Origin of the sequence: Synechococcus sp. H60.2 (genome assembly GCF_047462315.1) — a bacterium.
GTDB lineage: Bacteria > Cyanobacteriota > Cyanobacteriia > Thermostichales > Thermostichaceae > Thermostichus.
In genome coordinates this window covers 15,799-36,095 of sequence record NZ_JANSIZ010000008.1, presented here as the reverse complement: position 1 = coordinate 36,095, position 20,297 = coordinate 15,799, and the positions used below count along the sequence as shown (strand labels likewise).

Here is a 20,297-nt window from a genome sequence, read left to right as displayed (position 1 = left end):
CTTGGCTGCTGGAGGCAACAGCAGCAAGTTGTTCGCGTAGTGCGACGGCTCTTAAACTAGCAATGGAACGCAAGCCACGGGAGGGAGGCACCCTGATCTTGCAGCTCTGCTGGAAGTGTTGGGCGAAGTACTTCAGAAAGGACATTGGCACCAGCATAAACGGCCAACAGCAGCCGCCGGCGGAGAGTCCCCAACCCCAGTCTGGAGCGGGGAAGGGAGATCCCGTACCCTTGGTGGAGCTACGGCAGGTCTCCAAGCGCTTTGGCTCGACGGTGGTGCTTGACCACGTGGATCTGAAGGTGTACCGGGGTGAGGCCGTGGGGCTGGTAGGGCCTTCCGGCACCGGCAAATCGACCTTGCTGCGCATTATTGCCGGCCTAACGGAGCCGGACGCCGGCGAGGTGCTCTGGTGCGGGATCCCGTTGTCGGAAATTCAAGCCCAACGCGCCACTCCCCCTTTGCGAGTGGGGATGGTGTTTCAGCAGGCGGCCCTCTTCGACTCGCTGACGGTGGAGGAAAACGTCGGGTTTTTGCTCTACGAGCACTCGCGGCTGCCGCGGGCACGCATTCGGGAGCTGGTGGCAGCCAAGCTGGAAGCAGTGGGGCTGGCGGGTAAGGAGAACAGCCTGCCGGAGGAGCTCTCGGGGGGGATGCGCAAACGGGCCAGCTTCGCCCGCGCCATTATGGAGGATCCTTCTCTGCCCCAGGACGAGCCGCAACTGCTGCTCTACGACGAGCCCACGGCGGGCCTGGATCCCATTGCTTCCACAGTGATTGAAGACCTCATCCGGGATCTGCAGCGGGTGAAAAAAGCTTGCGAGAGCTACATCGTGGTGACCCACCAGCACAGCACCATCTACCGCGCTACCGACCGCATCGTGCTCTTGGCCCAGGGGCGGGTGCAGTGGGAGGGATCCGTGCAGCAGATCGAAACGTGCGATAACCCCTTTGTGCGGCAATTTTTCAGCGGTAGCGTAGAAGGGCCGATTCAAGTGGCAGGGCAGGTGTAATGCGTTCGCGAGCAATCCGAGAAGGGGCGGTGGGCCTGTTGATCCTGGCAGGGGTGCTGGGCTTTGCCGGGCTGTTCTTGTGGATCTACAACCTGCGCTTCGGCAGCCGCGGCTTCCAGTTTACCGTCACCTATCCCAACGTATCTGGCCTGGCGGAAGGCTCCAGCGTGCGGCTGCGGGGGGTAGCCGTGGGCCGGGTGGAGCGCATCCTGCCCCAGGCGGCCCAAGTGGAGGTGCAGGTGGTCATCGACCAGCCCTTGGCCATCCCCCGCGACGCCCTGTTTGTTACCACCCAGACGGGGCTGGTGGGGGAGACGGTGATGGATATCCTGCCCCGACGCGATGCCCCGGCAGCGGGATCCCCGCTGGCAGCCGATTGCGACCGCAGCCAAATCATCTGCGCTGGCGATGTGGTGGAGGGCACACCGGGGGTAGATTTCGGCCAGTTGTTGATCCAGGTGGATCGGCTGGTAACGCGCATCAACAACGACGAGTTCTTCGCTACCCTCAACGCCACCCTAGAAGGGATCACCCGCGTCGCCAACAGCGTGGCCGATCTCTCAGAAACCGTGGAAAAGCAGGTGGCAGCCCTGCGCACGGAAGATCTGGACTTGTCGCAATTTACCTCGGCTGCCACGGCTATCCAAGACGCGGCTGGGGCTGTGAGAGGAATGGCCCGCAGTTTTCAAGCGGCTGCCGATCAATTCACCCTTCTGGTGGAACAGAACCGCACCTCTCTCCGTGCCGCCCTGGAGAACATCCAGCAGGTGAGTGCCGATTTGCAGGCCATGTCGAGCGCAGTTCGCCCGCTGCTGACGGATCCGCAACTGCAGGCGGATGTGCGCCAGATCCTGGCCGAGGTGCGAGCGGCGGCGGAGAACGTGTCCCAAGCTACCGAAGACCTGCAGCAGATTGCCGCCAACCTCAACGATCCGGGCACCCTGGCGACCTTGCGCCAAACCCTGGACTCGGCCCGCATCACCTTCCAAAACGCGCAAAAGATCACCGCCGATATCGACGAGCTGACGGGGGATCCCCAATTTCGCCGCGGCCTGCGAGAGCTGGTGCTGGGGCTGAGCAACTTGGTCTCCAGCGCCCCTAAGGCCTCCGGCCCGCTTACGCGAACAGAAGACGGGATCCAGCCTGCTGCAGCCCAAGAGTATCGCTTCCGTTTTGCGCCCGTTTCTTTTGCCCTGGCCCTTGAGGAGCAGCAGCCCGTTCCCTAGGAGGAAGCCAGGATCCCTGCCGAGGTCTGCTCCCGCAGCGGCGGCAAAAGCCATTGAAGGGATCCGGAAGCTGGGGTAGGCTTTGCGGATAGGGTGCTTTGCACCGCTGGCGTGGCTGAGGTTGAGGTGTGAGGAATGTGTGGCATTGTCGGCTATGTGGGCTTTCAGTGGGCGGCTCCCATCCTCTTGGAGGGCCTGCGCACTTTGGAATATCGGGGCTATGATTCTGCCGGCATTGCCACGGTGGATCCAGAAGAGGGCTTGAGGATCGTGCGGGCCACCGGCAAGCTGCACAACCTGCTGGTGAAGCTTACCGCCAACATGCCCACGGCCAAGGTGGGGATTGGCCACACCCGCTGGGCCACCCACGGCGGTGTTAGCGAAGAAAATGCTCACCCCCACTGCGACGCGCGCGGGCGCATCGTGGTTATCCAAAACGGCATTGTGGAGAACTACCTGGAGCTGAAGGAAGAGCTGCTGCGGCGAGGGGTTGGCTTTCGCTCCCAAACCGATACCGAAGTCATCGCCCAACTGCTGGGCCTCTACACCGAGGAGCTGGGCTGCTTCGAGACGGCCTTTGGCAAAGTCATGGGGCAACTGCGGGGGGGAAATGCCGTGGTGGCTTTGGATCGGGAGGCGCCAGATCGGTTGATTGCCGCCCGCCTGGGCAACGCCGGCGCTGTGGTCGTCGGCGAAGGGGAGGGGGAGAACTTCGTTGCCTCAGATCTGCCCGCCATTGTCCGCCACACCCGCAGGGTGGTGTTTCTGGAAGATGGGGAGATGGCCATCCTCACCGACTCCAGCGTGCGCTACCTGCGCATCACTGGCGAGGAGCTGCGCAAAACCCCCCTCACGGTGGCCTGGGATCCCGTCTCGGCGGCCAAGGGGGGCTACAAGCACTTCATGCAAAAGGAGATCTATGAGCAGCCGCGCACTACCACCGATACGCTGCGGGGGCGGGTGGATCTGGAAGGGGGGCGGGTGACTCTAGAGGAGCTGGTGCTAACAGAGGCGCAACTGGCCCAGACGGAGCAGATTCATGCCGTGGCCTGCGGCACCGCCTGGCACGCCTGCCTGGTGCTCAAGTACTTTATCGAGAGCCTGGCCCGCATCCCGGTGCAGGTGGATCATGCCTCCGAGTTTCGCTACCGCCAGCCGGTGCTGCGCCCCCACAGCCTGCTTGTGGCCCTCACCCAGTCGGGCGAGACCGTCGATACGCTGGCGGCCATGAGCGAGGCCCGCGCCCAAGGGATCCCCACCCTGGCCATCGTCAACGCCATCGGATCCCAAGCCACGCGCCTGGCGGATGCCGGAGTTCTCTACATTCACGCCGGGCCGGAGATCGCCGTCGCTTCCACCAAGGTATTTACCGGCATGCTGGTGGCAGGATACCTGCTGGCCCTGCAACTGGCCCAGGCCAAAGGGATCCTCAGCCCGACCCAGATCCGATCCCACCTGCAAGCTTTGATCGAGCTGCCGGGCAAGATCAGCCTGCTTCTGAAAGACGTTGCCCTCTACGACCACCTGGCGGAACAGTACCATCACGTCACCGACATGCTCTACCTAGGCCGCTGGGTCAACGCCCCCATAGCCCTGGAGGGAGCCTTGAAAATGAAAGAGGTCAGCTACATCCACGCGGAGGGCTACCCGGCAGGGGAGATGAAGCACGGCCCCATCGCCCTCATCGACGAGCGCATGCCGGTGGTGTGTATTGCCACCCGCGATCCCGTCTACGAGAAGATGCTCTCCAACATCGAACAGGTACAGGCGCGGGGAGGGCGGGTGATTGCCCTGATCAACCCAGAAGATACCCAGGTGCGGGAGAAGGCCGACCACGTCATCGAGGTGCCCAGCACCACACCCCTGTTGTCGGCAGTTTTAAATGTCATCCCCCTGCAGTTGTTTGCCTACGCCATGGCGCTGCGCCGGGGGGCCGATGTGGATCAACCCCGCAACCTGGCCAAGTCGGTAACTGTGGAGTAGCGGCTGCCGACCTTGTCACCGCCGGCCTCTGGCTTTTGTAAAATCGGGCAGATCACGTCATCCTCGGCTGGAGATCCCGCTGGGATCCGCCAATCGGAGAGGAGGCTTTCAATTTGGCCTTTTAGAGCTTGCAACTCCGCCATCCGCTCTTCGATCTGACGCAGCTTCTCCTGCAGGTGTTGGCGGATCTCCGGGCAGGGCTGTTCCCCCTGGTCGTACACCTGCAGGATCTGGCCAATTTCTTCCAGGCTTAGCCCCAGGCTTTGGCAGCGGCGAATGAAAGCCAGCCGTCCCAGCACTGCCGGATGGAAGAGGCGATAGCTGGACTCCGACCGCTGCACCGTTGGCTTCAGCAGGCCCAGCGACTCGTAGTAGCGCACCGTGCGCACCGGTAAGCCCGCCGCTGCTGCCACCTGGCCAATCTTCAAGCTGGCCGACGCGCTAAAGGACTCCGTCCCGCTGACGCGAACGGCAACTGTAGGACTGAACATACCACCACCGGAGTAAACCAAGCCGCCATCAGGATCCCCTGCCGAGACCGAGTCGGCTCCTGCTCAGAGAAGCAGGGATCCCTTAGCTCTTGCTGCCCATCTCCGCCGCTTGCAGCAGAGCTCTGGCTCGCTGTTGATCCAACTTGGCCTGCAAACGCTCCTGCTTGTCGCTGCTGGTATTCAAAACTTTGCTCGCTTCGTCCAAGAGGGCCTGAGCTGCGGCCTTGTCCACTTTTTCTCCCCGCTCGGCGCGGTTAACCAGAACGGTTACCTCGTTATTTTCCACTTCCGCAAATCCACCCATCACGGCAATGGCCGACCACTTGCCGGCAGCTTTGACCCGCATCACACCGTTGCCGATGGCCGTCAAGAGAGGGGCATGGTTGGTGAGGATGCCCAACTGACCTGAGGTGGCAGGGAGGATCACTTCCTCAGCAGGGGCATCCCAAACGATGCGGTCGGGGGTGATCACGCGAACCATCAGCGTCACGGCAGGTCTCCTGAAGGGTTGAGCTTGGCACTTCTATCCTACCGGATCGTCGTCGCTCCTAGTTCTGCCCTCTGTGTGGCAAGACTTAACCCAAGCATAACCTCTCCTTTACTTCCGTCGAAGAGGCAAGCGATAAGGTGTTGTCGGGAACACTTATCCTCGACCCCAACTCCATGCTGTTATTGGCAGGGGGAAGCCCAACGACCAGTGTGCCCAGTTTGCCCTAGCGGAGCCAGCCTATGCCTGAAGCCATGTCCAGCTATTCTGCAGCCAGTCTACCTGTAGGGGAGCGGCAATTGCTAGAAGACCTCTACCGAGGCCGCAGCCTCTCGCCCTACGCTCCCGGACAGGTCATTCCCCTGTTTCCCGAGGAGTGGGTGATTGTCTGCCGAGGCGTGGTGCAATTGACTACTCTTTATCCCAATGGTGGCGAGGCGCTGTTGGGATTTGCCGGCCCCTCCATGCCGCTGGGATCCCCGCTGACGATGTTGGATCCCTACCAAGCTAAGGCATTGACGGCGGTTGACGTGCTGCGGCTGTCGGCAGCCGAGGTGGAAGCCTCAGAAACCCTGAGCCAGGGGCTGCTCAAGCAGTTGGTGCGGCGGCTGCGCCAAACCGAAGCGCTGCTGGCCCTAGCCGGGCGGCGGCGGGTGGAGGATCGGCTGCGCCAGTTGCTCTCCCTATTGGCGGTGGAGTTGGGATCCCCAATTGCGACAGGGGTGCGCCTGCAGGTGCGCCTTACCCACCAAGACTTGGCCAATGCCATCGGCACTACCCGCGTCACCATCACCCGTCTTTTGAACCGTTTCCGCCAGCAGGGCTGGATCGCGGTGGACAAAAACCGCCATCTCATCATCAAGCGGGCCCAAACGCCCTGATAGCTTTAAGCCTGGCGTTGGAGCTGTTGCAGGAGCCAGTTGGCGGCAGCAGTGTTGGTCTGGCTGGCCAGGCGTTCCAGAGCTTGCTCAAGCAGGGCTATCGGCAGGCCCGCCAGCACCTGCGACTGGGCAATGGCCCGATAGCGTCCATCCTCGGCCAGGGCAAAGGCAAAAACGCGCCGCCCCTTGACATCGATGACCCAGTACTCAGGAATCCTCAGGCTGGCATAAAGCTGCTTCTGCTCGTCCAGGTCGAGAGCAAGGGTAGTGTCGGCAATCTCGCCCACCAGGTCAGGGGGTCTTTGGAAACGCAAATCAATCCGCCGCGGCTCGCCAGCTTGGTACCTGGGGATGTTCTCCCCTTTGTAGAGCACTAGGTCAGGGGCGCAGGCATGGGTTTCTGGGTACTCAATCAGACAGCGACCGTAGGACTGCAGGGGCACATCCGGGTGTAGAAAGGCCCAAGCGAAAAAAATGGCCGTCATCAGATCGCTGACGGAGGCGTGCTCTGGCCCTTCCTTGCCCATGTTGACCCACAACCAGCCCTGGTAAAAAGAAATCTTCTGCCAGTCCAAGGTGGGATGGTTGCCAATGGTCAGGTAGTCCTGCCAAGTGGCGTCGTGCCGCTCGAGGATGGGAGGGGTGGCTGGCTTTGAGGCAAGAACCATTGCTCTCCCCTCACAGGGTAGGGGAACTTTCCCTCAAGCCTATCACCCGTCCTGGCAAAGTCGCTGCTTCCGCTCCTGAGAAGCAGGCTGGGCTGGCCAGAAGCCTCACAAGGAGACATCTGCCGGGATCCCTACCTTGGCAGCGGGTCTTTGCGCCAAGCCTGGGGCTGTTGGAACTTGTACAGATCCCGGATCAGCCGCACCCAGCCATCGGCCATGGACTCCACCAAAAGTTTGCCTTTTTCCGGCGTGGCGGCCGTGGCATCCCCCAGGACACCACTCCGGCTGAGGTCGCGAGTTGTCCAGGCAAAAGAGATCCGCCCTTCCAGGCTAATCAGGCTGTCTTCCGGCAGATCCTGAGGGTACTCGCAGACCAAGCGGTCAGTTCGTACCGTCTCGGGCAACAGGTACATCAGCATGCTGGTCTCGCCGTCGCCGGCATGGATGCCCAGTTCCCGTTCTTTCGGGGTCATCAGCTCCTGGCCTTGGTGGGGAACGCGCCAGACGGAGATGGGGAAAAGGAGGAAATCTTCGTACTTCTGGTGCAGGTCGCGGGCCACAATCTGCAGCACCTCAGGTTGGCCACCGTGGGAGTTGAGGAACACCAGCTTGCGAAACCCGGCCCGGTAAATGCTTTCAGCCACTTCGGTTAGCAGGGCCATCAGGGTTTGGGCTGAGAGGGTGATGGTGCCTGGGAAATGCCAGTGCTCGTTGGCCTTGCCATAGCACTGGGTGGGCAGAACGTAAGCGGGGATCTCCGGCTCCAGTTTTTCCATAGCCCGCCCGATGATTGCCGTGCCGATGCAGGCATCCACCACCAAGGGCAGGTGGGGCCCATGCTGCTCGATCGAGGCTACGGGCTGGATGATCACCACCTTCTCTTTGTGGGGCATGGCCTGGATCTCCGTCCAGGTCAGGTAGGGAAAAAAGCGGTGGGGCGGGATAAAGGTGTGCATCATGGCGGGATCCGTCCAAGTCTGCTAAAGAAGCTACCTGCCACCATGCCACAAGATTGGCGATCCCCTCGCAGAACCTGAGAAGGCGTAAGATCCGGTGTAGTTTGTCTCGTTCATTCCTCAGGGAAAGCCTGCCGTCCCATGACGCTATGGCCCTGTCTGCCTGCTCAATGTGGCTCCAGTGAGGAGCCCCCCCTTAGAGGACGTCCTCTGCCTGCTGGGACGGAAGTAGAGAGTGCCCCCACCTCGCCCCGCCGCCTTCTAGCTCTGCCGGGGCCGCAAGCCACGCTCTATGGGGAGCTGATTCAGGTTTCTCTTCACCCTCTTGAGGCGGGATCCCCAGCCCTCCTCTGGGTACGGCCCCTGTTGCTCCAGCAGGGATCCCAAGTGTGGAACCTGCGATCTACCTCGGACTTGCTCTGGCCGGCTGACGGCTTTGTTGCGGCCTACGCGGAGGAGGTACTGCCCCTGCTCGAGCAGGCCAGGGATCCCTTGCCCCATGAGGCCCGCCAGTGGCTGCAGGCGTTCTTGCAGCAGGTCTGGCAGAGCTAGGCTTTCAGGGACTCCGTTCCGCTGTCGCCAACGGCTAAGCTCTGCAGAGCCGATTCCAGCTGCGCCAGCGCCTCGTCAATCTCCTTTGGCGTGACGATCAAGGGGGGCACAAAGCGCACCACTTGCGATCCCGCTGGCACCAGCAGTAGTCCCTGCTCCAGAGCTGCCCTGACCACCTCAGCCGCCGGGATCCGCATGACCAGGCCCTGGATCAGGCCCCAGCCGCGCACCTCCTGCACAAGCTGGGGGAACTGCTCCGCCAAGCGGGATAGACCCTGGCGCAGATAGTCCCCCGTCTGCTGGGCATTCCACACCAAGCTCTCCGCCATTAGGGTGTGGCAAACCGCCAAGCCCACCGCACAGGCCAAGGGATTGCCGCCAAAGGTGCTGGCGTGATCCCCCGGCTGAAACACGGCACAAAACTCTTTGGCCAAGAGGGCGCCAATCGGGATCCCACCCGCCAAGCCCTTGGCCAGGGTAAACACATCCGGCTCGATTCCCAGGTTGCAGTAGCCCCAGAGCCTGCCGGTGCGGCCCATCCCCACCTGCACCTCATCCAACATCAGCAGAATGCCCCGCTCACTGCAGACCCGGCGCAGCCACTGAAAGTAGGCAGGATCCCCGGGCACAACCCCTCCCTCCCCCTGCAGCGGCTCCAGCAGCACGGCACACACCCGCTCGCCCCAGCGCTCCAGCACCGCTGCCGTACCCTCGATATCGTTGTAGGGAACGTAATCAAAGCCAGGCACCAAGGGAGCAAAGTCTTTCTGGTACTTGGGCTGGCCGGTGGCCGTGAGGGCAGCCAGGGTGCGTCCATGAAAGCTGGCCTGGGCGGTGAGGATCACCGGATCTTGGATCCCGCGCACCGTATGGGCGTATTTGCGGGCTAGCTTGATGGCGCCTTCATTGGCTTCTGCCCCTGAGTTGCAGAAAAACACCTTGTCAGCACAGGAGTGCTGGGTCAGCCATTGGGCCAGTTGCGCCTGGGGTCGGTTGTAGTAGAGGTTGGAAACATGGTGCAACTGTTGTGCCTGCTGGGTGAGGGCCTGAATCCAAGCGGGGTGGGCATGTCCCAGGGTGCAGGTAGCAATGCCTGCCACAAAATCCAGGTACTCCCGTCCCTCCTCATCCCAAACCCGGCAGCCTTCCCCCCGCACCAAGGTCAAAGGGTAGCGAGCATAGGTGGACATCACATGCCGATTGAACAGCTCGGCGGTTGTCGCAGATCCCAAGGTGGCATCGACAAGAGAAGCGCTTAACGGCGGCATGGCAGAGGGAGAATGGACAGTGTTTCGAGTGTATCACTCTGGCCGGGGATGATATTCTGGCAAGGAGATCCACACCCATGGGGCGACGGGGGGTAACAGTCTGGTTTACGGGGCTAAGTGGGGCGGGCAAAACCACCCTGAGTTGCGGCGTGGCCCAGCAGTTGCAAGCTCTGGCGTTGCCGGTGGAAGTGCTCGACGGTGACCTGGTGCGGCAACACCTCACCAAGGGGCTGGGGTTTGGCAAAGAAGATCGGGATGAGAACGTTCGCCGCATTGGCTTTGTGGCCGAGATGCTGACCCGCCACGGGGTAATCGTACTGGTCTCGGCCATTTCCCCTTATCGGGCCACCCGGCAAGAGGTGCGGCAGCGCATCGGCAACTTTATCGAGGTCTTTGTGGATGCCCCCCTGGAGGTGTGCGAACGTCGGGATGTGAAAGGCCTCTACCGCAAAGCGCGAGCAGGGCTCATCCAGCACTTTACCGGCATCGACGATCCCTACGAGCCACCAGAATGCCCGGAGGTGGTGTGCAAAACCGCTGAGCGAAGCATCTCCGAGTGTATTGAGCTGGTGATGCAAGGCCTGAGAAGCCACGGCTATCTCTAACAATTCTTCACCTCATAGAGCGCTGGGCCTGGCGGGTTTGGGATCCCTTGTGGGAAGATATGAACAAGCATCTCGTTTCTGAGAATCAAGGTAGCTATGGCAGTGACTCGTGCCGGACGAACCTCTGTGATGCGGGGCAGCAGCGAAGGAAACCCTGCCAAGTTCATGGAAATGGCCAGCTCTTTGCTCAACACCCGCACCCGCCAAGGCAGTGGCAAAAAGGTTGAAGATCGCTCCTCCTACGGCAAGGCGGGCAATCCGCAAGAGTTTCTGCAGATGGCCAGTGAGTTGCGCCGATCCCTGGAGCAACAGGGTCGGTAGCCGCTCTGGCTCTCTTTATCTGGACTGTGGGATCCCCGTCTGGCTCAGCCAGGCGGGTGCTTTTCTTTGTCCTTATTGAGCTCTCCAGCCAGATGAACCCCCAAGCCTTGCCCCTGCAGTTTGTCACCCACAGGTAGGAGAGAGAATGTCAGGATGGGAAAAGTGCTCCTCTGAGCGCTATTGCCAGTGGACGTGGTGAAGCAAAAGAGCATGAAAAACACGGGCTTTTGGCTGGCCGGGATCCTGGGCGTGATCCTGGATCAGGCGACCAAGCGCTGGGCGGTGGAGCGGCTGCTGCCGGGGCCGGAAATCGAGCTGTGGCCGGGGGTGTTTCACCTTACCTATGTGGAGAATACCGGCGCCGCCTGGAGCCTGTTTGCCGATTCAACAGAGTTTCTCAAGTGGGTCTCGTTGGGGGTAGCGGTGGCGCTGGCGCTGCTGGCGATTCGCGGCGGCAGCCTGGGCCGTTGGGAACAGGCAGGCTACGGTCTGGTCTGGGCAGGAGCGGTAGGGAACGGCATCGACCGCTTTCTCAACGGCTACGTGGTGGATTTTTTTAATCTGGTTTGGATTCGCTTTCCGGTGTTTAACGTGGCGGATGTGGCCATCAACCTTGGGGTGGCCTGCTTGCTGATCGGCTTGCTACAGGACAAATCAAAGGGAACGGAACCGGCTTCCACTTTGCCTCATCCAGAAAAAAAATCTGGCCACGGCGGCAGCAGTTAAATAAACACCACCGCCGCCGCGACTTGGGCTCGTGGCTCCCAATAGCCGACAACTCTGCCGTCCCACCTGCGTCCAGTCAGATATAGGCCAGCAAGAGGGGTGAGCACCGAAAGGGCCAGGGCACTGTTGCTCCCTCCTAACTACGCCAGGCAGCTATTTCACCCTCGCCCAGCCAGGATCCTCCAGCGCCTGCCAGGTTCGAGCTGCCTCCCCTTCAACCGCTTCGGGATGGCAGGGATCCTCAAGTGCAGGCGGGGCGTTCCACCACAACCCTAAGGCTGGCCCCAAGCCCAGCAACAGGCCTAGCCCCGCTGGCGCGAAAATGCCGGATCCCAGGCTCATCAGCAGGGCAAAGGCAAAATTGGCTACATAAAGCACCAGTGGCCCCAACAACTGGCGGCGGTTCAACACAGGCTGATCTTTCCCCCAGAGGAGGTTGGCTACGGTCATAAAGGCCGCTCCGGTCAGCATCCAACCGCCAAAGTTCTGCAGCGGCATGCCAAAGAAGGGCCCCGGCTGAAACCAAGTCCAAAAGGGAATCAAGCCGCGGGTCATGGCCGGATCCAGAACAAAGTCCCAGGCAGTGAGCAGCAGCGCCCCCAACAGGATGGCCTCGCAGTGGATCAGCCAGTGGCGACCTGCTTGCAGGGCCACCCGCGCCAACAGGTAGGACGACAGCCCCACGTAAAACCAAGACAAAGGGATCGTGAAGGGAACCAGCCCGGCAATCTTGTAGCCCAGCCCACTGAGGTAGCCGTAGTCGCCAAAGGGGATCCCCGTGCTGGTACCCAGCAGCTCGCTGGCCAAGGAAATGCCCACCGCCGGGATCAAAAACATCAACAGGCGCCGCACCCCCAACAGTCGGGATCCCATCAAAGCCGCCGCCAGCGCTCCAGACACCATGTAGGTAACACCACCATTGGCCATGCTCAGGGAAAAGGCTTGTAGGCCGATGGGGGGCAAACTGGCCACCCATTCGGGATGGGGTACAACCCAAAGCAAGCCCGCCAATCCAAAAAATAAAGACAGAATGTGCAAACCCAGGGCCAAGGTTTCCAGCAGCCCCCCAATCGAAGCCAGCAGGGGCGGAAATATTTGCCAAACTCCAAACTGGAGAGGCAAGCTGACGAGAACAGCAGAGGATGACAGCCAACGCATGAGAAACTCCCAGAGGGTGGTCAATCACAGCCGCTCTGCTTTCCCGCCATCTGGGCAGTGGCTGCGCAGAGAAGCAGAGGGCGGAAGGGGGCCGGACGCCAACGACAAACCGTCTGGTCTGCTGGGGAGGGCCCCTTGGATAGAAGCATCACAACGGCTAAGGGTGACACTGCTGATATTTTGCTGCCTATTGTATCAATTCGTAAACATCTCGCCCGGTTTTCCCCAGGGCTCACCCTCCTCCCCACCGCCGGGATCCCTGGTGGGGGTGTACGCCCAGTTGAGCCGGGCTGTCGAGCGCCGGGACTGGTCTCAGGCCCTGCGCCTGGTGGATCTCCTGCTGCAGCGGTCGCCAGATCCCGCCCAGCGTCAGGAGCTGGAGAACTATCGGCTGGCGCTGGAGAGCCATCGCTCTGCCGATGGGGATCCGCCGCCGCCCCAGTGGCCGTTGTTGCACAAGCCCTTTGTCGGGGAATTTCCCGTCACCAACCTTTTCGACCACGATATGCCCCTGGGAGAGAAAGATGGCAACGGACGCTTTGTCAGTGGGCAAGGCCAAGTTTGGCTCCCTGGCCCGTTACACCCCTGCGGCAAAAGCGATGGCCACGCCGGCTACGACTGGGCCATGCCGGTGGGTACGCCGATCTTGGCCGCCGCTTCGGGACGGGTTATCTTGGCGCGTCAAGAGCCGCAGTTTTTGTGTCCCAGCTTGGGCCGCCCGGTCAGGGGGTTGCGGGTGCGCATTCGGCACGAGCCAGCCGGCTTGGAAACCCTCTACGCCCACCTCAGCCAAATCCGGGTGCAGGAGGGACAGAGAGTGGCGGCAGGGGACGTAATCGGCCTCTCGGGCGACAGCGGCTGTGCCAGTGGGCCCCATCTCCATTTTGAGGTGCGCCGCCTTGATCAAACCAACTCTGGCCAACCTGCCCCTGTCGATCCCTACGGGTGGTTTGGGTCTGACCTGGATCCCTGGAGCCTGGATCCCCTGGGAGCCGAAAGCCTGTTTCTCTGGCAGGTGGGCCAAGCGCCCAGCCTGGGCGTCTGCTGGCAGGCTCAGCAGCTCTCTGGTCACCCTCAATAGGCTGGAGACGTTTCCCTCACCCCCAATCTCTCTCCCCGTGGGAGAGGGGAGTGGCAGGGGACTGCTTCGCGGCAATTCGAAACGAATCCCGGCGGTCTATGCCTTGTCGCCAGACTTGGGATGCTACAGATCACGGCGGACAAAGCCATCTCCCTCCCACTGGTAAAGGGTGGCGCGCAAGTCGCGGTTAGCTCCCGGCACGCTGGAGATGACCAGGATCCCTTGGGAGCTGACCCGCAAGCTGGCATTGTTTAAATCTGTCACGCTCAGCAGCGGCACAAACCCCTCCGCTCGGTGTTCCAAGACCAAGACAGACCGCAGCAGGCTAATGCCCCCTCGCTCGGTGAGCAGCACCAGCTTGGGCTGGGCGCTGGAGGTGATGTCGGTGCGCAGCTGCGCCTCCACCAACCGTCCGGGGATCGGCTCAGCCGTGTGGAGCAGGCGAAAATCGTATCCTCCCTGATGTCCAAAGCTGAGAACCCGCACCACTGGCTCCACTGTCGGCTGCCGCTGGATTTCAAACACGGCCACCACATCCTGACGCTCAGAAGCGGTGCGGCTGGCTGCAAACAGGCGCAGGTTTTCGCCGCGATTGCCGCGGATGAACTCCCACCAGATGGATTGACGAAATAGGGCAACAACTCCTTCGCGCGCGCTGCCCCCCTCAGAAACAGCCGGCAACAGCGGAAGCAGCGGCTGGGGGTAGGCAGAGTGAACAGCAAGCGGTAGCGTCAGAGCCAAGGCTGCTCCCCAACTTATCCGAGCCCAGCAATCCAAGGGCTTTCGCATACTTCCCCACTCCTCGACCCTAAGATTCTAAGAGATTGCCCGGTTTTTCTAAGAGACAGTTGGCGGTTTCCTCAAGCAGGATCTCTAGAACTGGGCCAGGGCAAAAAGCGATAGCCTGCCTCTTCAACCGCAGCAACGATATCTGGCAAAGCTTCTGCAGTATGGGGCCAGCGGTCGTGCAGCAGCAAAACCAGGGGTTGTTCAGAGGCTTTCATCACCGACAACTGGGAGCGAACCCGCTCCAAAAGCTGGTCTGCTGTTTGGCCAGCATAGGCATCCTCGGGACTGAGGTTCCAGTAGAGAACCCGATACCCTGCCTGTTCCAAAGCGCGACGTAAAGCAGAGTCTAGGCGAAAACCGCCCGGTGGGCGAACCACCAGTTGGGGATCCAAGCCCAACCTCTTGAGCAATTGGGTTGTCTGATCCACCTCGGCATAGAATATCTCGTCGCTGCTGTAGAGGCGTTGATAGTCGTGAGTAAACGTGTGGTTAGCTATCGTGTGGTGGTGGGTTTGAATGGCTTTGGCCAGCTCTGGAAAGCGAGAAACGTGATTGCCGATGAGAAAGAATGTAGCCGGCACTTGTAGCTGATCCAAAACTTGCAAAAGGCGAGGTGTGGACTGAGGCCAAGGTCCATCGTCAATGGTGAGAAAGGCAGAGCGAGGTGGTACTTCCAACAAAGGCCCCAGCGCCTCTTCCAAAGTCAGTTGCAAAGGCCAGCTATTTTCCAGCGGATCGAGCAAAGTGGGATCCGCTGTCCAGCCATGCTGCAAAAAGACCTCTACCTGGGCAGGTGCAGGGGTGATCAGCAGGCGCCCAGTCTGTTCGTCTCGGTTGCCCCAGCTCAGCCGATAGGGCAGCCCCGCAGCAACTTCAACCGTTGTCGAGCGGGTGATGACTGCATAGGGAATATCAATTAAATAATGCCCGTTCACCCGCTCTTGGTGAACCCAGGCAGCAGAAGGAGCCGATAGATAAACCAGCAGGTCTTGGGGATTGCTGCCGCGCACAACGCGAACGCTCTCGATCGGGAGAATAGGATCGTATTCTGAGGTTAGAGTCAGGTTTAGATCAAAAAAAGACTGGGCCTCTACCGCGTAGTAATGCAGCCCTACCAATAGGAAAACCCAAAAAAAGATCGCCACTTTCAGAGAATGCATGGGAGTTGCTCGGGGCTTCGCAACAATCATAGGGCAGAAGGCCATCCCAACTCCCTCAAGAGGGCGGAATGAGCCCAAACTAAGAGCGCAGGCGCTCTTCCCATTTACGAAGAGGAGAGGCCCGGCGGATGTCCCGCCAAATGGCCGTTGCAGCCAGCGCCCCATCGGCGACGGCAATCGACACCTGGTTGAGGCCCTGCTTCAAATCCCCTACCGCGAAGAGCCGCGGATGGGTGGTGCGGCACCACTCGTCGGTCACGAGGTTTTCGCCCTGCCAGCGTAAGTTCGGGATCCCTTTCAAATAGTCGTTGTGGTATTTGGCTCCCATGGCCACCAGGCCGGTGGTTGCCTCGATGTAGGTGCCATCCTCGAGCTCCACGCCCCGCATCTGGTGGTTCTCGCCCAGAAAGCGGCGAATGGGAGACTCGTAAAGGGGATAGCCGTGCTCCGCCAGTTTTTGGCGCATTTCAGGGCCGACCGAGCAGAGGCCGTGAGTCAACACCGAGATATAAGGCGTAAACCAGTTGAGGACAAAAGCCGTATTAATCCGATCTTCTGAATTGACAATCAAAACTGCCTTCTGATCCCGCATTTCGTAACCATCGCAAATCATGCAGACATGAAGCGAGTAGCCTGCATATTCGTAGACATTTTGCATATCAGGCAATTGGGGCAAATAATCGATAATGCCCGTTGCTGCAATCAAATATTTGCTGCGAAAAACAGGGTAGATACTGTTGACTTTTCTTACTTTGACCTTGACAGCAAAAAGGTCTCCCTCATCTGTGACATCTTCCACAAAGCCCCATAGATAGTCCACCCCCAAGCTGAGGGCGTGCTCCCTCCCCTGTCGCAACAGCTCTCGTCCTGGCGTGTTTGGCGGCAGGCCCAGATAGTTGCGCAAATCCTGCATCCAAAAAGAGCGGCCTCTGCTCTTTTCCACCACCAGGCAGCTCAAGCCGTAGCGGGCCAGGTAAATGGCTGCCGACAGCCCCCCTGCGCCACCACCGGCAACAATAACGTCGTAGATTTTGTTCAGGCCAACTTCTAGGTTCCTGCTGTCCAGTTTCATAGACGGGATCCCCCCACAAGCTTTCTACTGGATAAGATTGCAGCCCCAACAAGAAATCCGCAGCTCTAACTATCCTGTTCACGCCTCCCCTCTCTATTGTCTATTGAGGCTGAGACGTGTCGAAGGGGGAAGGGAGCAGTCCCAGCAGCCGTCTAGAATGGGGGCTGAACCCTCTGTTAGGAGAAGAGCCCTATGCCTGGCATCTTAGCCGCCCTTGCCCTCATCTTTATCGGCTACCTGTTCAACTCGGTCAAGATCATCAGCCAGGGCTATGAGGCGCTGGTAGAGCGTTTGGGGAGGTTTCACCGCAAGCTGACACCCGGGTTGCACATCATTTTTCCTCCCATCGACAGGATTGTGTTTAAGGAAACCATTCGCGAGAAGGTGCTGGACGTGCCACCGCAGCAGTGCATCACCAGCGACAACGTTTCTTTGATGGCGGATGCGGTGGTTTACTGGCGCATCACGGATATGATCAAGGCCCGCTACGCCGTAGAGGATGTACAGCGGGCTTTGGTGAACTTGGTGCTGACGGCCTTGCGTGCCGAAATTGGCCGCATGGACTTGGATCAAACCTTTTCCTCCCGCGCCGAGATCAACGCCCGCCTTTTGACAGAACTGGACGAGGCCACCGATCCCTGGGGGATCAAGATCACCCGCGTAGAAGTCAGGGATATCCAGCCCTCTAAGACGGTGCAAGACTCGATGGAAAAGCAAATGGCTGCCGAACGGGAGAAGCGAGCGGCCATTCTCAAATCCGAGGGGGAACAGCAGGCCAGCATCAACCAAGCAGCGGGGGCTGCCAAGGCGCAGTTGTTGCGAGCAGAAGCTGAGAAGCGCGAGCGGCTGCTGCTGGCCGAGGGTACGGCTGAGGCTATCAAAACCATTGCCGCTACTTTGCAGGAAAACCCAGAGGCAGCCAACGCGCTGCAATACTTGATGGCGCAAAACTACATCGATATGGGTCTCAAGGTGGGCAGCAGCCCCAGCGCCAAGGTAATCTTTATGGATCCCAATTCCATCCCCGCTACCCTGCAAGGGCTGCTCTCGATGGTGGATGTGGCCAAGGAAGGGCAGGGATCCGGATCCCGCGCTTCTGGGGCTTCCCAAAAGTTGGGCACCTCCACGGCTTTCCCGACCGAGGTGAACTTTCCTCAGCTCGACTAGTAGCGACAGCTATGGTAGCTTCTGCCCAACATGGAGGGGATCCCGCTTGGCTAGTGGTGGGGCAGGTGGTGGCCGCTCATGGACTGCGGGGCTGGCTACGGGTTAAGTGCTGGTCGGATTTTCCAGAGCGCCTCACTGAGCCAGGGCCGCGCTGGCTGCAGCGGGATAGCGATCCGGAGCCTCTGTTGCATCCTTTGATTGAGGGCCAGTTTTTTCCCGCCAAGGGCTTGTACTTGGTGCGGCTGGAAGGGATCCCCGATCGAACGGCAGCAGAGGCTTGGGTGGGGGCCAAGGTGTTGGTACCGGCTTCCCAGCGCCTGCCCCTCGAGCCGGAGGAGTACCACTACTCCGATCTCATTGGCCTAGCCGTCTACCATCAGGGTCGGCTGCTGGGACATGTCTCGGCAATCTGGGCCGCTGGCCAAGATGTGCTGGAGATCTCTACCCCCGACCAGCGGCAGGTGTTGATCCCCTTTGTGAAAGCTCTGGTGCCGGTTGTGGATCTGGAAAACGGTGAGCTGCAGGTGCAGCCGCCGCCGGGATTGGTGGAGAGCTTTCTCGGCCAGGATTGGGCAAGAAACTGATCTCCATCCCTGCATCCCCTGCCAAAGTTTGCCCTCAGAAGCGGCTGCGTGGCCGTTCTAGGCTTTTGTGCTATTATAGGGGCAGGTTTTTGGGATTTGGATCATCTCTGGCTTCTGGCGTCAATTTCTCTGGATTCAGGTTGGCGGGGGCCGGTATCTCTCTTCAGGATTGGAGTTACGAATGACGGAGAACTACGGTGCAGAGCAGATCCAAGTTTTGGAAGGCTTGGAGGCTGTGCGCAGGCGGCCTGGCATGTACATTGGCTCCACCGGGCCGAAGGGATTGCACCACCTGGTGTATGAGGTGGTGGACAACTCCGTCGATGAGGCCCTGGCCGGCTATTGCGACGAGATTGAGGTCACCCTCCACCCCGATGGCTCGGTGTCGGTTCTGGACAATGGCCGCGGCATCCCGGTAGACATCCACCCCAAAACCGGGCAGTCGGCGTTGGTGACGGTCATGACGGTGTTGCACGCCGGCGGCAAGTTTGGAGGGGGCGGCTACAAGGTCTCCGGGGGGCTGCACGGCGTTGGGGTGTCGGTGGTGAATGCCCTCTCGGAGTGGTTGGAGGCCAGAGTCTGGCGGGAGGGCAAAGTTTACTTCCAGCGCTTTGAGCGAGGGGCGGTGGTGGGATCCCTCAAATCCGAGCCGCAGCCGGTGGGTTCCCAGCGGCGGGGCACCGAGGTGCGCTTCAAGCCAGATGAGCTTATCTTTCCGGAGCGGGAGTTTGACTATGCCGTGCTGGCTGCTCGTCTACGCGAGCTGGCCTACCTCAATGCCGGCTTGAAAATCATCTTTAGTGATCTGCGGCGGGATCCGCCTCAGCGGGAAACCTATCAATTTGCGGGCGGCATCAAGGAATATGTGGCCTTCATCAACCACGAAAAAACCCCCATCCACCCCGACATTGTCTATGTGCGCGGAGAGCGGGATGGCGTCGAGGTCGAAGCGGCTCTGCAGTGGTGCGCAGATGTCTATACCGATACGTTGATTGGCTTTGCCAACAACATCCGCACCACCGAAGGGGGCACCCACTTGGAGGGGCTGAAGACTGCCCTTACCCTTACCATCAACAGCCAAGCCCGCAAGCTCAACAAACTCAAAGAGTCCGACAGCAACCTGGCGGGAGAAAACGTGCGGGAGGGCCTGACGGCGATCGTCTCGGTCAAGGTGCCTAACCCCGAGTTTGAGGGGCAAACCAAAACCAAGCTGGGCAACACCGAGGTGCGGGGCATCGTCCAAACCATTGTCTCCGAGGCCCTCACGGAATATCTGGAGTTCAACCCCAACGTGGCCAGGGGGATCGTCGATAAGGCCATCCAGTCCTTCAACGCGGCCGAAGCTGCCCGCCGGGCCCGGGAGCTGGTACGCCGCAAGTCGGCTCTGGAATCTTCCACACTGCCGGGGAAACTGGCTGACTGCAGTTGCCGGGATCCGGCGGAGTCAGAGGTGTACTTGGTGGAGGGCGACTCGGCAGGGGGCAGCGCCAAGCAGGGACGGGATCGCCAGTTTCAGGCGGTGCTGCCTTTGCGGGGCAAGATCCTCAACATCGAGAAGGCAGATCCCGCCAAGATCTACAAAAACGCCGAGATTCAGGCCCTGATTACAGCGCTGGGCCTGGGGGTCAAGGGCGAGGAGTTCGATCCCAGCCAACTGCGCTACCACCGCATCATCCTCATGACTGACGCCGATGTGGATGGCAGTCACATCCGCACCCTGCTGCTCACCTTCTTTTACCGCTATCAGAAGGCGCTCTTGGAGCAGGGCTACGTCTACATTGCCTGCCCGCCCCTCTATAAGATTGAGTGGGGCCGCAACAATGTGCGCTACTGCTACAACGAGGCCGAGAAAGAGCAAGTCCTGCGCAGCCTGCCGGCCAACACCAAGTACACCATCCAGCGCTTCAAGGGCTTGGGGGAAATGATGCCAGAGCAGCTCTGGGAAACCACCATGAACCCGGCAACGCGCGTCCTCAAGCAGATTACCATCGAAGACGCCGCAGAGGCGGATCGCATTTTCACCATCCTCATGGGGGATGCCGTTGGCCCGCGGCGGGAGTTCATCGAGGCCCACAGTGGCCAGTTGGAACTGGCGGCTCTGGACATTTGATT

General features: G+C 60.4%; 21 protein-coding genes. 12 read left to right on the top strand and 9 right to left on the bottom strand.

The genetic code is table 11. From position 1 onward, the window contains the following. Nucleotides 1–62: 62 nt before the first annotated feature. The 3 genes from NW845_RS02350 to glmS all read left to right on the top strand — a co-directional run bounded on the left by NW845_RS02350 (nt 63) and on the right by glmS (nt 4,219). The gene (locus tag NW845_RS02350; RefSeq protein WP_414376647.1) at nt 63–1,010 is read left to right on the top strand and encodes an ABC transporter ATP-binding protein; all 948 of its coding nucleotides are present in this window, start codon (nt 63–65) and stop codon (nt 1,008–1,010) included. Next, nucleotides 1,010–2,236 (top strand): MlaD family protein, encoded by a 1,227-nt coding sequence (locus NW845_RS02345; RefSeq protein ID WP_414376645.1) that lies wholly within the window; start codon nt 1,010–1,012, stop codon nt 2,234–2,236. The genes NW845_RS02350 and NW845_RS02345 overlap by 1 nt, the downstream gene beginning before the upstream one ends. Nucleotides 2,237–2,371: 135 nt before the next feature. Beyond that, nucleotides 2,372–4,219: a glutamine--fructose-6-phosphate transaminase (isomerizing) gene (gene glmS / locus NW845_RS02340; protein ID WP_414376643.1), complete on the top strand. Its 1,848-nt coding sequence runs from the start codon at nt 2,372–2,374 to the stop codon at nt 4,217–4,219. Here the strand turns inward: glmS and NW845_RS02335 are convergent. Continuing rightward, a complete protein-coding gene (locus tag NW845_RS02335) occupies nt 4,180–4,710 on the bottom strand; it encodes a heavy metal-responsive transcriptional regulator (protein ID WP_414364248.1) in 531 nt (176 codons plus the stop codon). The genes glmS and NW845_RS02335 overlap by 40 nt on opposite strands. A gap of 82 nt (nt 4,711–4,792) precedes the next feature. Beyond that, nucleotides 4,793–5,200, bottom strand: a complete 408-nt coding sequence (gene atpC, locus NW845_RS02330; protein WP_414364250.1) for an ATP synthase F1 subunit epsilon — start codon at nt 5,198–5,200, stop codon at nt 4,793–4,795. A 251-nt stretch (nt 5,201–5,451) separates the two neighbouring features. Between atpC and NW845_RS02325 the strand changes: the two genes are divergently transcribed. Further along, entirely contained in the window at nt 5,452–6,078 is a 627-nt protein-coding gene (locus NW845_RS02325) for a Crp/Fnr family transcriptional regulator (RefSeq protein WP_414376642.1), read from the top strand. 5 nt (nt 6,079–6,083) lie between these two features. Here NW845_RS02325 and NW845_RS02320 read toward each other — a convergent pair whose 3' ends face one another. Both NW845_RS02320 and NW845_RS02315 read right to left on the bottom strand, forming a co-directional pair. Continuing rightward, entirely contained in the window at nt 6,084–6,746 is a 663-nt protein-coding gene (locus NW845_RS02320; protein WP_414376640.1) for a Uma2 family endonuclease, read from the bottom strand. 131 nt (nt 6,747–6,877) lie between these two features. After that, on the bottom strand, nt 6,878–7,702 hold the full coding sequence (locus NW845_RS02315; protein ID WP_414376663.1) for a creatininase family protein: 825 nt from the start codon (nt 7,700–7,702) through the stop codon (nt 6,878–6,880). Nucleotides 7,703–7,843: 141 nt separating this feature from the next. Here NW845_RS02315 and NW845_RS02310 point away from each other — a divergent pair, with 141 nt between their 5' ends. Continuing rightward, the gene (locus tag NW845_RS02310) at nt 7,844–8,254 is read left to right on the top strand and encodes a hypothetical protein (RefSeq protein ID WP_414376638.1); all 411 of its coding nucleotides are present in this window, start codon (nt 7,844–7,846) and stop codon (nt 8,252–8,254) included. Here NW845_RS02310 and NW845_RS02305 read toward each other — a convergent pair. Further along, a complete protein-coding gene (locus tag NW845_RS02305) occupies nt 8,251–9,444 on the bottom strand; it encodes an aspartate aminotransferase family protein (RefSeq protein WP_414364288.1) in 1,194 nt (397 codons plus the stop codon). The two genes, NW845_RS02310 and NW845_RS02305, sit on opposite strands and share 4 nt — an antisense overlap. A gap of 155 nt (nt 9,445–9,599) precedes the next feature. Between NW845_RS02305 and cysC the strand changes: the two genes are divergently transcribed. From cysC to lspA, 3 genes are all read left to right on the top strand, one after another. Beyond that, nucleotides 9,600–10,127 (top strand): adenylyl-sulfate kinase, encoded by a 528-nt coding sequence (gene cysC, locus NW845_RS02300; protein ID WP_414376636.1) that lies wholly within the window; start codon nt 9,600–9,602, stop codon nt 10,125–10,127. A 96-nt stretch (nt 10,128–10,223) separates the two neighbouring features. Continuing rightward, nucleotides 10,224–10,448, top strand: coding sequence for a hypothetical protein (locus tag NW845_RS02295; protein ID WP_414333537.1), 225 nt, complete (start codon nt 10,224–10,226; stop codon nt 10,446–10,448). A 210-nt stretch (nt 10,449–10,658) separates the two neighbouring features. Beyond that, nucleotides 10,659–11,174: a signal peptidase II gene (gene lspA, locus NW845_RS02290; RefSeq protein WP_414376634.1), complete on the top strand. Its 516-nt coding sequence runs from the start codon at nt 10,659–10,661 to the stop codon at nt 11,172–11,174. Between the two features lie 153 nt (nt 11,175–11,327). On the opposite strand, the gene NW845_RS02285 is transcribed toward lspA, so the two are convergent. Next, the gene (locus tag NW845_RS02285) at nt 11,328–12,332 is read right to left on the bottom strand and encodes a carotenoid biosynthesis protein (protein ID WP_414376632.1); all 1,005 of its coding nucleotides are present in this window, start codon (nt 12,330–12,332) and stop codon (nt 11,328–11,330) included. 190 nt (nt 12,333–12,522) lie between these two features. Between NW845_RS02285 and NW845_RS02280 the strand changes: the two genes are divergently transcribed. Beyond that, nucleotides 12,523–13,413, top strand: a complete 891-nt coding sequence (locus tag NW845_RS02280; protein WP_414376631.1) for a M23 family metallopeptidase — start codon at nt 12,523–12,525, stop codon at nt 13,411–13,413. 123 nt (nt 13,414–13,536) lie between these two features. On the opposite strand, the gene NW845_RS02275 is transcribed toward NW845_RS02280, so the two are convergent. The 3 genes from NW845_RS02275 to NW845_RS02265 all read right to left on the bottom strand — a co-directional run bounded on the left by NW845_RS02275 (nt 13,537) and on the right by NW845_RS02265 (nt 16,434). Continuing rightward, on the bottom strand, nt 13,537–14,154 hold the full coding sequence (locus NW845_RS02275; RefSeq protein WP_414376629.1) for a hypothetical protein: 618 nt from the start codon (nt 14,152–14,154) through the stop codon (nt 13,537–13,539). Nucleotides 14,155–14,273: 119 nt separating this feature from the next. Beyond that, nucleotides 14,274–15,362: a polysaccharide deacetylase family protein gene (locus NW845_RS02270; protein ID WP_414376627.1), complete on the bottom strand. Its 1,089-nt coding sequence runs from the start codon at nt 15,360–15,362 to the stop codon at nt 14,274–14,276. Nucleotides 15,363–15,441: 79 nt separating this feature from the next. Continuing rightward, entirely contained in the window at nt 15,442–16,434 is a 993-nt protein-coding gene (locus tag NW845_RS02265) for an NAD(P)/FAD-dependent oxidoreductase (RefSeq protein ID WP_414364267.1), read from the bottom strand. Between the two features lie 192 nt (nt 16,435–16,626). Between NW845_RS02265 and NW845_RS02260 the strand changes: the two genes are divergently transcribed. The 3 genes from NW845_RS02260 (at nt 16,627) to gyrB (ending at nt 20,295) form a co-directional block, all read left to right on the top strand. Beyond that, on the top strand, nt 16,627–17,601 hold the full coding sequence (locus NW845_RS02260) for an SPFH domain-containing protein (RefSeq protein WP_414376626.1): 975 nt from the start codon (nt 16,627–16,629) through the stop codon (nt 17,599–17,601). 11 nt (nt 17,602–17,612) lie between these two features. Continuing rightward, nucleotides 17,613–18,185, top strand: a complete 573-nt coding sequence (gene rimM / locus NW845_RS02255) for a ribosome maturation factor RimM (RefSeq protein ID WP_414364271.1) — start codon at nt 17,613–17,615, stop codon at nt 18,183–18,185. Nucleotides 18,186–18,366: 181 nt separating this feature from the next. Further along, a complete protein-coding gene (gene gyrB / locus NW845_RS02250) occupies nt 18,367–20,295 on the top strand; it encodes a DNA topoisomerase (ATP-hydrolyzing) subunit B (RefSeq protein WP_414364273.1) in 1,929 nt (642 codons plus the stop codon). The last annotated feature ends 2 nt before the right edge of the window (nt 20,296–20,297 follow it).